10 protein-coding genes are annotated in these 12,512 nt (G+C 41.4%); all 10 read left to right on the top strand.

Annotated features, from left to right (window positions below; translation table 11 throughout):
- Nucleotides 1-69 precede the first annotated feature (69 nt).
- Entirely contained in the window at nt 70-1,134 is a 1,065-nt protein-coding gene (locus tag HWQ40_RS00170) for a hypothetical protein (RefSeq protein WP_292774109.1), read from the top strand.
- Complete coding sequence (locus tag HWQ40_RS00165; protein ID WP_292774107.1) at nt 1,127-1,270, top strand: hypothetical protein; 144 nt, start codon at nt 1,127-1,129, stop codon at nt 1,268-1,270. Before HWQ40_RS00170 ends, HWQ40_RS00165 begins: the two co-directional genes overlap by 8 nt.
- 200 nt (nt 1,271-1,470) lie before the next feature.
- Nucleotides 1,471-2,283: a class I SAM-dependent methyltransferase gene (locus tag HWQ40_RS00160; protein WP_292774105.1), complete on the top strand. Its 813-nt coding sequence runs from the start codon at nt 1,471-1,473 to the stop codon at nt 2,281-2,283.
- Between the two features lie 484 nt (nt 2,284-2,767).
- Nucleotides 2,768-2,983 (top strand): GNAT family N-acetyltransferase, encoded by a 216-nt coding sequence (locus HWQ40_RS00155; protein ID WP_292774103.1) that lies wholly within the window; start codon nt 2,768-2,770, stop codon nt 2,981-2,983.
- A gap of 326 nt (nt 2,984-3,309) precedes the next feature.
- Complete coding sequence (locus tag HWQ40_RS00150; protein WP_292774101.1) at nt 3,310-4,392, top strand: formylglycine-generating enzyme family protein; 1,083 nt, start codon at nt 3,310-3,312, stop codon at nt 4,390-4,392.
- Complete coding sequence (locus tag HWQ40_RS00145; RefSeq protein WP_292774099.1) at nt 4,385-6,766, top strand: arylsulfatase; 2,382 nt, start codon at nt 4,385-4,387, stop codon at nt 6,764-6,766. The genes HWQ40_RS00150 and HWQ40_RS00145 overlap by 8 nt, the downstream gene beginning before the upstream one ends.
- Before the next feature lie 227 nt (nt 6,767-6,993).
- On the top strand, nt 6,994-7,866 hold the full coding sequence (locus tag HWQ40_RS00140) for a bile acid:sodium symporter (RefSeq protein ID WP_292774097.1): 873 nt from the start codon (nt 6,994-6,996) through the stop codon (nt 7,864-7,866).
- 720 nt (nt 7,867-8,586) lie between these two features.
- Nucleotides 8,587-10,323: an ABC transporter ATP-binding protein gene (locus HWQ40_RS00135; RefSeq protein ID WP_292774095.1), complete on the top strand. Its 1,737-nt coding sequence runs from the start codon at nt 8,587-8,589 to the stop codon at nt 10,321-10,323.
- A gap of 434 nt (nt 10,324-10,757) precedes the next feature.
- Nucleotides 10,758-11,639, top strand: a complete 882-nt coding sequence (locus HWQ40_RS00130) for a class I SAM-dependent methyltransferase (RefSeq protein WP_292774094.1) — start codon at nt 10,758-10,760, stop codon at nt 11,637-11,639.
- A 120-nt stretch (nt 11,640-11,759) separates the two neighbouring features.
- Nucleotides 11,760-12,449, top strand: a complete 690-nt coding sequence (locus HWQ40_RS00125) for an SDR family NAD(P)-dependent oxidoreductase (protein ID WP_292774093.1) — start codon at nt 11,760-11,762, stop codon at nt 12,447-12,449.
- Nucleotides 12,450-12,512: the final 63 nt, after the last annotated feature.

Genomic DNA, 12,512 nt, shown 5'->3' with positions numbered 1-12,512 from the left:
AAAATATAGAGACACGATATTTCGCGTCTCTACATTTACTTAAATCCTATTTAGTTTCAGAGTTCTACAATGTCTGATCTTCGGAGATTTTACTCTCGATGCCTGCGGCAGGCTGCGCCTACGCGATCTTTGTTATTAAGCATAGCGGTAGCGATCGCGTTCTTGATATCTACAACACAAGCACTCAATCCCAAAAATATAGTATCAGCACAAGAAGCATCGCCGGACATAGAACTAGCTAAGAAATTAGGTAAAGAAATTATTGCTGCTTGTCCCGTTGTCTCTGATACTAAAAATTTAGCTGCCTTCAACTCATGCGCTGACAAACTTGCTAAGCTAACAACTCTCCGCGAAACTATGAATGCACCCTTCTTGTGGGGTGCTCAAAGCAAAGTCGGTAATTACAATCTCAAAGATAATCAAACAACTGAATTTGATCCGTTAGTTTGGCGTCGCATATACCTAGCCACTTTTATGTTCAAAGGTGAACCAAAAGTTGAACAGGTAAACAATTTAATTGTGATTCACCTTCCCATTCAGTTCCGCAATCAGCTTGATATTGGTGCTTATCCTTATCCTTTTTGGCACTCATCGAAAAAGTGGAATTCTTACCAGCAAAGTACTGAATTACTTTTGTTTCTAGAACAGAAAAAGCTCAAAGGGGCGCTACGTTCAGCTGTGGTTGACTCACAAAGACCAGTAGTAAATCATGTATGGGATGGTAAGTGGGTTTGGAATGATGCTCATGGTAAGAAGCAACCTTATGTAACACTATATACCCGTTTGTTTTCTCCATCAAACCCACACGTCGCTGAAGTTGATGCTGCTTATCGTGCATTTGAGGTTAATCTACGTCAACACGCTTGTATTGTTTGTCATAGTCCAGACAACGCAGCTAAACAAAATCCTTTATTAATGCTGAGTTATCCAAATCAAGCGCTCTCCTTACGACACGAAACGGTGCGCCAAATTAAAGAAAAACGAATGCCGCCTCCGGCTGGTATCGTTAACGAGCAAGAGCGACAAAAGCTGCTTGAACTCGCCCAAGCATTTGCCCAAGCAGGCGACCAAGCCCTAGCTTACGAAGGAGAAAAAATAACTTCTTTCAAGTTCATTCAAACAACTGGTGATTAAATCTGATGTGGTGCTGTCAGTGCTAGTTCCTGCTGCCGCCACACAGGCAGCCTCAGAAGTCGCTCAAGCAATAGGCAGCGTTGGTAAAAGCATTTTCAGTAAACCAAAAAGTTTTTCTCCAAAGAGCGATCGCTAAAATATTTGTATTTTTTTATACTTATTAATCCACAATTCTCTAAGCAGCAGACATAGTAGAGATTATGATTACTTATGATTAGTTGGTCGAGAAAGTTAGTTTGGAAAGTAATTTTATTGATATCAATTGTTTACACTCCTGCCACAATACAAGGACAATAAATTAAATGCAAAAGTATAACTCGACTGAAGCGTATAGATATGAAAAAATCCAACTACTATGACTATATTGCACAAATCTATGACCAAACACGCTGGCTAACAGAATCAGTTGCAGAGGAAGTTGCCGATTTTATTCTTAACCTTACTTGTGCTACGCCTGAAACCTCTTTTTTAGAACCAGGTGTTGGCACAGGGTTAAATGTTATTCCTCTTGTTAAACGGGGTTATTCTGTGACAGGCATTGATGCTTCTCAAGAAATGCTTGATCGGTTGCGTCAAAAATTAAATGTCACTCCTCCTAATTTGAACCTAATCTACGGTGATGCTTCACAATTAGCTTTTCCAGACAACAGTTTTGATGTTGTATTGACTGTCCACATGATCCATACTGTTTCTGATTGGAGAGTATTTTTAGACAATATTGATCGAGTGCTGAAGTCTGAAGGCTTTTATCTCAATTGTCAGTGGATTACACCACCAGCTAGACGAGAATTTGAAAGATATTTTCGAGATATACTATCTAAGTATGAAGGAGCAAAGCAAAAATCGTCAAGTATTAATACAGCAATACAAAAGATAGATGTAGAAGGATATTTACAGCGAAAAGGTTACGTATCAAATTATTTCGTAGCTAAGGAATGGAGAGTTAGCAATACGGTTGAAGAGATACTAAGTTTTTTCAAAGCACGAGCATACGGTTTATGTTGGCGAGTATCAGATGATATCTTTCATCAAGTAATAAATGAATTTGAAGAATTTTGTATCAATCATTATGGCTCTTTAAAAACTAATCTCTCCTCTGAGGCTAAGTTTGAAATATGGGTTTACAAGGCAATTTCAAACCACACATAAATTATGGATATTTCAATATGCAGCATTCAGCAAGATGAATTATCACCACTGCTAAACCTGTACCAACATCTGAACCCAACGGATGCTCCTTTACCTAACGCATCAACTCTTCAGGAAATATGGAACGGAATATTGAGTGATGGCGTTCCGCCCAGCGTAGCTGATCGCGAGATTAATTGCTTTGTAGCAGACAGAGAGAGAAACTTATACTAATTTGAAAAAAGAATGCAGCACATAGATAATAACCCTCCCCAACCCTCCCCAAGAATAAGGCTACGGTGTACACACAAGTCCTTCTGACCCCCTCTAACTCCCCCTTGGTAAGGGGGAGAACTGGATATTTCCCCCAATGCATCGAGGGGATTAAGGGGGGTAAATCCAGGGTTTGGGCTTCATTACCAAGATGTGTGTACACCGTAGCCGATGCTTTGGGGAGGGTGCGCGTCAGTGCGGGTCGGGTTATCTGTCGTAAACATTTTTTGAATTGGTATTAATTGCCTCTTGTCTTTTGGTGATCGTCCCTAATCTGACGCGAGGTGATCGTCCCTATGGACTAATTGAGAATGTAATTACTCATCCCGATTATCGTCGTCAAGATGTAGGAAAGTGCTTGATACATCATACTTTACAATCTGCATGGAGTCATAATTGTTACAAGGCCTTGAAAAAATCTACAGTTATCAGTCTTGATGTCTATTGATTGTTTTCTGAATAGTGCTTGACTTATGTTTTCACAAGATGTAATTTATCAATATTAGGTAAAACATCGGTAAGTCAATCAATTTTTAGTATTTTGTCAAACATAAATATCTTTATTGTAAATTAGCCTAAGATTAGAGTTTAGAATTAACAGTTCGCGCATAATATCAAAGATTGAAAACATTTTTAATATTTAGTGATAAAAAATACGGATTTTTCGACAATAAATAATGCGAAAAATAGATTAACGAAAACTACGATGAAAAGGGGGATTGTTCATCTAAAATCTAAAATAATATAAGTTTTAAGAAAAGTTGAATCTTATTCATGAACTACAGGCATTCAATTAAAAGTAACAAAATTGAGAATATTAGAGATATAAAAAAACATTGCTTTCTCACACTAATATTCATTCAGGGAATAGCGATCGCACTCTTATTCATCAATACAACCGCATTTGCAGCCACAGTCAATCCCTGTCCCCAAGGTATGGCGATGATTTCAGGAGGAACGTTCAAAATGGGGTCTGATAATTCCAGTTTTGTGGAGGAGCGATCGCCTGGAGATGTAACGCTGACTAACTTCTGTATTGATAAATATGAGGTAACAAATGCACAATTTGGTGAATTTGTCAAAGCCACAGGATATGTGACAGTTGCAGAGCGTCCCTTATCTCAAGAACAGTTTCCCGATTTACCCGATGAGCAGCAATTACCGGGTTCCCTAGTGTTTGAGATGGCAAAACCAGGTGTCAAGCAAGTTTCCTTTCTGAGTTGGTGGCATTGGACTACTGGTGCGAATTGGCAACATCCCTTTGGCCCAGACAGTGCGATTGCTAGCAAATCCAACTATCCAGTTGTTCACATAGCTTACGAAGATGCCCTAGCTTACGCCAAATGGTCAGGAAAATCCCTACCCACCGAAGCTCAATGGGAATATGCCGCCCGTGGTGGCTTGGATGGTGCAACCTATGCTTGGGGCAATCAATATTCTGAACATAGAGCCAACACTTGGCAAGGAATTTTTCCCTTTTTCAACACCAAAGCCGATGGTCACTTGGGCATTGCTCCCGTCGGTTCTTTTGCACCCAATGGTTATGGACTCTATGACATGACCGGCAATGTGTGGGAATGGACTACTGATTTCTTTCAAGTTGGACACGATCGCAAATTCCATCAAATTAATCCTATTGCTTTAAATCAAAGCTTTGATCCCAACAAGCCCGATGAACCAAAGCTACACGTAATCAAGGGGGGATCGTATCTCTGCGCTCCCAATTACTGTAGCCGCTACCGTCCGGCGGCGCGGGAGTCAGAATCACCCGATACGGGAACTACTCATATCGGGTTTCGGCTAGTTAAAAATTTGCCTTCCAGCACACTATCTATAAATCCAAAATTGTATGACTGATCCTCACAAGAGAGATTCTTTGTATGCATCTCTGAAGTTAACTTCTGGTGCGATCGCCTTTTTGACAGCCCTAACGCTAATATTTTCCAGCCTCTTACCTCTACCTGCTTGGGCAGACTATGGCGAGAAATTGCCATTACCCCAACAATCTTTTAAAGGCAAAATTGGCCTGACTTACAAAGAATCCGAACCAGACTTCCCCAAACCAATTAAGGCTCCAGAAAATGCACCAAACGTGTTGCTGGTGTTGCTTGATGATGTCGGTTTTGGACAACCCAGCACCTTTGGCGGTCTGATCGATACGCCTAATTTAGACCGTCTAGCAGCAAGGGGATTGCGTTATAATCAATTCCACACTACAGCACTCTGCTCTCCTACCAGAGCCGCATTGCTCACGGGACGCAATCACCATTCTGTGAATACAGGTGTAGTTGAGGAGTTAGCCACAGGCTATCCAGGTTATACTGCGATTTTACCTAGAAGTGCGGCAACGATCGCTGAAGTATTGCGAAATTATGGATATAACACCGCAGCCTTTGGCAAATGGCACAATACCCCAGACTATGAAACCAGTGCAGCAGGCCCATTTGATCGCTGGCCGACAGGTTTAGGTTTTGAGTACTTCTATGGATTTCTGGGCGGTGATACCAATCAATGGAGTCCAGCCTTGGTGGAAAATACCCAACATATTCAAAAACCAAATCGCCCTGATTATCACCTCACCCCCGATTTAGCAGACCATGCAATTAAATGGATTCGTACCCAACAAGCGATCGCTCCTGATAAACCCTTCTTTACCTACTTTGCCACTGGCGCTACCCATGCCCCACACCATGCGCCCAAAGAATGGATTGACAAGTACAAGGGTAAATTTGATCGAGGTTGGGATAAATTACGCGAAGACATCTTTGCTCGTCAGCTAGCCCTTGGTGTAATTCCCGCCGATACTAAGCTGACTCCTCGCCCGGCGGAACTCCCGGCTTGGGATTCCCTCACTCCCACCGAGCAGAAAGTTTATGCGCGTCAGGCGGAAGTATTTGCAGGTTTCCTCAGCCATACCGATGCACAAATTGGTAGAGTCATTGACACGATTGATCAACTTGGTGAATTGGATAACACCTTAGTCTTTTTCATCGCCGGGGATAATGGTGCAAGTGCTGAAGGCGGCTTAACAGGTAGTGTTAATGAATTAAAAGTCTTTAATGGCGTAGCAGAAAGTCCTCAAGAAGTTCTCGCGGCTTTAGATGATTTAGGCGGGCCAAAAACCTTCAATCATTTTCATGCAGCTTGGGCTTGGGCAGTGGATAGCCCCTTCCAATGGACAAAACAAATTGCTTCTCACTTCGGCGGAACCCGCAATGGTTTAGTTGTGGCTTGGGGCGAGCGCATCAAAAATCGTGGTGGAGTACGGAGCCAATTCCATCATGTAATTGATATTGCGCCTACAATTCTGGAAGCTGTGGGGATTGAAGAACCAGAGGTTGTCAACGGTGCAAAACAACAACCCATCGAAGGTACTAGCCTTGTCTATAGCTTTAATAATCCTGCGGTACCATCTAATCACAAAACCCAGTATTTTGAGATGTTTGGCAATCGTGGCATTTACGATCAAGGTTGGGTAGCAGCCGCCCGTCATGGACGCTTACCTTGGGAGCGTGTCTCCAAAACCACCTTCGATGAAGATAATTGGGAACTATACGATATTACCAAAGACTTCAGTGAAGCCAACGATTTAGCCAAGCAGAACCCTGACAAGTTAGCAGAATTACAAAATCTATTTCTGAAGGAAGCAAAGAAGTACAAAGTTCTGCCCTTGGACGATCGCTTACTTCAACGGTTCGATGTCAAAATCCGTTCCAACCTAATCACAGGACGCAATAGCTTTACTTATTACACATCTGTTGCAGGGATTCCCGAAGGTAGCGCTCCCAATATTAAGAATCGCTCCTTTAGCATCACTGCCGATGTGGATGCTGCCAAAGATGGTACTGAAGGCGTTTTAGTTACCCAAGGCGGACGTTTTGCGGGTTGGAGTTTCTTCTTGCAAGAAGGTAAACCCACCTTTGCTTACAACTTGTTAAATAGCGATCGCACAATCATTCAATCTTCCCAACCAATTGCGATCGGCAAATCCCAAATCAAATTTGACTTTACTTATGATGGTGGCGCTCCGGGGGCAGGTGGTAGTGGTAAGCTCTCGATCAACGATCAGCAGGTTGCGGAAGGCCGCATTGATAAAACTATAGGCTACCGATTTGGTTTAGATGAAACCTTTGATGTTGGTCAAGATACTGGCACACCTGCGGTAGATACTTACCAAACACCCTTTGCATTCACCGGCAACTTACAACAAGTCACCCTGGAATTGAAGTAATAGGGATTGGGCATTGGGCGTTAGGAGTGCTGAGTGCTGAGTGTTGAGTGCTGAGTTAGGAGTTAAGAGTTAAGAGTTAGGAGTTTTGTTTATCTCCTTGTCCCCTTGTCCCCTCATCTCCTTCATCTCCCCGCTCCTCTGCTCCCTGCCCCCTGCTCCCCTGCTCTCTCATCTCCCCTGCCCCTCTCCCCTCTGCCCCTCCGCCCCTCCGCGTGAGATAAAAAATCATGAACGAAATCTTGTCATTAATCGACAAACTCGCACTTTTCACATTTATCGTGTTCACCATGCTGGGTGCAGGGTTAAGTCTCACCGTACAACAGATTTGGGAACCACTCCGCAACCTCCGCTTAGTCATATCATCGCTGCTAACAAATTTTGTGCTAGTGCCGCTTTTTGTATATTTACTATTGCAAGTAGTACATTTAAGTGAACCACTCAGAGATGGCTTACTGATCATGGCAGTAGCATCAGGGCCTCCAGCACTACCTAAACTTGCCCACATAGTCAAAGGCAATATAGCTTTCTCGGTGGGATTAATGATGTTGCTAATGCTGGGCACAATTTTTTATATGCCGATTGTACTGCCCTTAGTGGTGGAAGGTGTACAAATTAACTCCTGGGACATTGCCAAACCCTTATTGTTAATGATGGTCAGCCCATTGATCATTGGGTTATTCATCAAAGCAAAATTGAGTGCGATCGCCCCCATTATCCAGCCAATTTTGTTCAAATTATCTAATGCTGGATTGCTTTTAGGTCTGGTAGTTAGGCTGATAGTTCACACTAACGATATCATTGGCTTATTACAAACAGGTGCAATCTTAGTTTGTGCTGTTTTCATAGTCTTCTCTTTTAGCGTAGGTTATCTTTTGGGCGGCCCTGGTATCGATACTCAACGAGTGCTAGGAGTAGGAACAGCTCAACGTAATTTTGCCGCAGCATTATTAGTAGCTACAAGTAATTTTGAAGATCCCAGCGTGGTGAGCATCATCATGGTGACGAGTATTTTAATGATGATCGTAGTTTTGATCGCCGGGCCAAAGTTCATAGAATTAGACCAAGGAACGGGTGTAGAGATAGAGCAGGTAGAGGGTTGAAATTCTCCTAACTGACTTGACCTCTAATAATCTGCGTGTTACTGTATACTACACAAGATTGAAATTTTTTAGGAGACGCAAAGATGACAGCTTTAATCTACAAAATGTATGAGCTGACCAATGCTGCTCCATGTAGTGTGGCCTGCTCGCTTGTGGAGTGAGCCTTTTAACCAAAAGAATGCCTTCAGGTCGTGTGAACGGTCGCTGAACTATTTGAGGTATCTGTGAGCATCCGGTAATTGTATCGGTTTCGTAGCTCTCTAGTTGTCTTCCCGTCGCTGTGTATATCGCAGTGGCTAGTGGTTAGACCCTTGCTACATATCGATGTATGGGTGTATTGCCTCCAATAGTGATTATGGAATAGGTGTGTAGCATTACGCTGTCGCAGAGTGCAATATAAATGCGTCAGTGCGTTTGTTCTACCGCACTTGTTCATGCACTAGGAAGGAACATTTTCGGTCATGGGTGTACGCCACACTCGTGGCCGTTTAATTCATAAGAAATTATGCGGCTACAGGGATCTTTCGTCTGTGGTCGTTTTGTTTTGAGCGGCTAGGGAAGGGATACCCTACGCCGCTCATTGTTTTGGAGTCGTGAGTATCACATAGTCACTTTTTGATTTTTGATCACCTTAGCGAAAAAACTAACAAATTATATCAGCCTGATTTCGTTGTTTGTCCACCATTACAATGCAGCCTTAGCTGTTTGAGGAAAAACTTTATGGGTTCTCGAAACAAGAAATTCTTGTCGTATTACAAGCCATATCTAGGATTGCTTTTTGCAGATATCGTATGTGCATTTATTGTTTCAGTAATTACGTTGTTACTTCCCTTGTGTGCAAGATACATTACCAAAAATGTCTTGGAAGTAAATGCACCCAATGCGCTCGGTCAAATATATACAGTCGGCACAGTCATGCTCACTTTGGTTGTGGTTCATGCTTTGTGCAACACATTTGTTGACTATCGGGGACACATGATGGGAACCATGATGGAAAGTGATATGCGCCGTGACTTATTTGACCATTATCTAAAGCTATCGTTTCGTTTTTATGATCAACAAAAAACAGGTCAGTTGATGACCCGTATCACCAATGATTTGGAATCAATCAGTGAACTGTATCATCATGGTCCTGAAGATATTGTCATCGGGTTAGTGAAGTTTGTCGGTGCTTTTATTATTTTAATCACTGTTAACGTTAATCTGACTTTAATTGTCTTTCTCTTCTTTCCTATCATGATAGTTTATGCCATATATTTCAATAAGAAAATGAATATTGCCCTAAGAACAAGCAAGGAAAGAATTGGTGATATTAACGCACAAGTAGAAGACACGCTGGCAGGTATTAGGGTAGTACAATCGTTTACCAACGAGACAAGGGAAAAGAAGAAGTTTGCATACACAAACACCCGTTTTGTTGAGAGCAGACGAGACGGTTATAAGAGCGAAGCCTACTTTCATGAGGGGATAAATGTCTTTACGCAACTGATGACTATTGTAGTGATTGTCTTTGGTGGTGTTGCTATTGTAAATACTTCTTTGGGTTTAGCCGATTTAGTGACCTATTTGTTATATATTGGCATCCTCATTGATCCAATTCGGAGATTTGTTAACTTTGCCAGACTGTATCAAGAAGGTATCACTGGCTTTGACCGATTTATGCACATTATGCAGGTGGAGCCGGATATACAAGATTCAGCAGATGCGATCGAACTTAATCATGTTCAAGGAAATGTGGAATTCAAAGATGTAATCTTCAAGTATAAAGAAGACAATGACCATGTATTAAAGAACATCTCTTTGAGTATAAAAGCTGGCGAATATGTTGCCTTAGTGGGGGCTTCAGGTGTTGGTAAAACAACCCTATGTTCCTTAATTCCCCGCTTTTATGAAGTAAGCAATGGAGAAATACTACTCGATGGTGAAAATATTAAAGATATCAGCTTACGCTCATTACGAAAGAACATAGGTATTGTTCAACAAGATGTGTACTTGTTTGCTGGGACAGTTTTAGAAAATATTCGCTACGGTAAGCTTGAGGCAAGCCAGGAAGAAATCATTGAAGCAGCCAAAAAAGCGAATGCCCATGATTTTATTATGACATTACCGGATGGTTACAATACGGATATTGGTCAGCGTGGCGTAAAATTATCAGGAGGCCAAAAGCAAAGGTTGAGTATTGCACGCGCTTTCTTAAAAAATCCACCCGTTATCATTTTTGATGAAGCGACGAGCAATCTGGATAATGAAAGTGAAAAGGCCATTCAAGATTCATTGGAGAAGTTAACCGATAACCGGACAACACTAGTTATAGCCCATCGTCTGTCAACAGTCAGAAACGCACAAAGAATTGTAGTATTAACGGATAATGGAATTGATGAACAAGGAACGCATGAAGAGTTAATCGCGGTGAATGGTACTTACTCGAATTTGTACAATATGCAACTAAAAATATAAGATATCGTTTAAGGTACAGGCCCTAGCTGTCTAATTCGTATGAAAGAGCCTGAGACTCAAGCACACAGAGAAGTTCTTGATGTTGATGGACTAAACCTTGTATTGCGTTAACTGGATCATGATGAAGGCGATGTTTTTGTGAGTAATAAAAGAGCGCTAACTACAAAAATATCTCTGTTGCTCATTTTGACAAAAAGTCAGGAGCTTGTTTAGTATAGCTTTGGTAAATTGTTGGTTATGTTAATCATTTGAGGGATGTGCTTTTACCCCCCGGATGACCAAATTTTGAATCATACCCTGACCAAAAGTTAATGCTATTTCAAGGGTTATATCCAAAACGTGCTTGGCAAATACGCTAAGTCAATAGTTTTACCGTATTATATATTAGATACACAAATATTAGATCAGATAAAAAACTATATGTGAGGTAGCAGATGGTTCAATCACAAGCAAGCTCTTTTGATGCAATTAGTCCAACAGCTTTGATGGTAGCTTATACTAGGCAGTTTACTGATATCCTTTATGGCAAGGAATTAGCTCAATTAGTTAATGCCGAAAGCTTCATAGAACAACTGCAACAAAAAAAATTAAGTCAGCCGAGTGAAGTGTCTGTTCTTGTTGAGGCTCGTTACAAAGCTGTTAATCAAGTAATATCTCAACACTTGCAATTTGAGACTACCCAAATTATCGAGTTAGCATCTGGATTATTGCCTCGTGGTATGGCAATGTCTCAAAATCAAAATATCACTTTTGTTGAAAGTGATTTACCTGCAATGATTAGTCAGAAGCAGCAACTCGTAAAACGATTGATTGGAGAACGGCAGAATTTGTATTTTGAAGCAATTGATGCTACTAATCAACCTAGTCAGTTTCCTTTGAACGTAAATTATTTACATCAAAACCAACCTGTAGTTGTTTTATGCGAAGGATTGTTAACATACCTAACCTTAGCAGAAAAGCAAAAAGTGTTTGCTAATGTTCGTGAGATACTGCAAGTTTACGGCGGTGTATGGATTACACCTGACCTAACCACTTTTGATGGCTTGAATCAATTACGGCAAATTAGTCCTGGGTTGCAAAGACTAAATCGAACTGCAAGTAATGTCTCAGGTCGAGCTATTAATAATTATCACTTTGAAAACATCGACTATGTGAAACAGTTCGCTTATGAACAAGGGTTTAATATTAAAGAATATAGTATGCTCGAAATGATGAATCAAATTACTTGTTTAAAGCCTTTAGGGATTGAGCCAGAGGTTGTTAAATCAATGTTGGCTATTGGCTCTACTTTTGTTTTAACCCTTTGCAATTCTTGATGTCTTTACTGGTTTTTTTGTATGTACCCTGGAAAAGGGGGAATGTCCTAACTGCTTTTGAAGTATTTCGTGACCGTTTGGTCAAATTATGGTTCAAATTACAAGGGAGAAATTGAGGGTATGACAAATATTGCATTGATTGTTGGGGCTGGTAGTGGACTCAGTGCTTCACTAGCCCGTTTATTGGCAAAAGAAGGCTTTACTATTGCTTTAGCAGCAAGGCAAATTGATAAGCTCAAAGCATTGTCTGATGAAATTGGAGCCGTCAGTTTTACTGCTGATGCTTCTCAACTAGATGAAGTTGAACAACTATTTACAGATGTCGAACAAAAACTAGGAGTACCAACATTGGTTGTGTATAATCCTAGCTGGCGCGTTCGGGGTTCATTTGTGGAACTTGACCCAGCCGATGTTGCCAAAACACTAGAAATTACTGCGTATGGTGGCTTTTTAGTAGCACAAGCGGCGGCAAAACGTCAGTTAGCTGTGGGTGGGGGAGCTATCTTTTTTACAGGTGCTTCCGCCAGTGTTAAGGGTTATCCTCAGTCTGCACCGTTTGCAATGGGTAAATTTGCTTTACGGGGTTTGGCTCAAAGCATTGCCCGTGAATTGGCTCCTCAGAATATCCATGTAGCGCATTTTGTGATTGATGGAGCAATTCGTTCTGCTACCCGGATAGAACCAGATAATCAACCAGATAGTTTACTTGATCCAGATGCGATCGCGCAAACTTACCTGAACATTCTCCGCCAACCTCGCAATGCTTGGACATGGGAAGTGGAATTGCGACCTTGGGTCGAAAAATTCTAATGAGTAAAACTGAAGTATTGGGCTGCCTACACTATAGAGAAACTACTTTCAAGAATCCGCGCA

Source organism: Nostoc sp. NMS9 (assembly GCF_017114995.1).
Classification (GTDB): domain Bacteria; phylum Cyanobacteriota; class Cyanobacteriia; order Cyanobacteriales; family Nostocaceae; genus Nostoc.
Note: the sequence above shows the minus strand (reverse complement) of the source record. Positions and strands in the feature narration are given on the sequence as shown.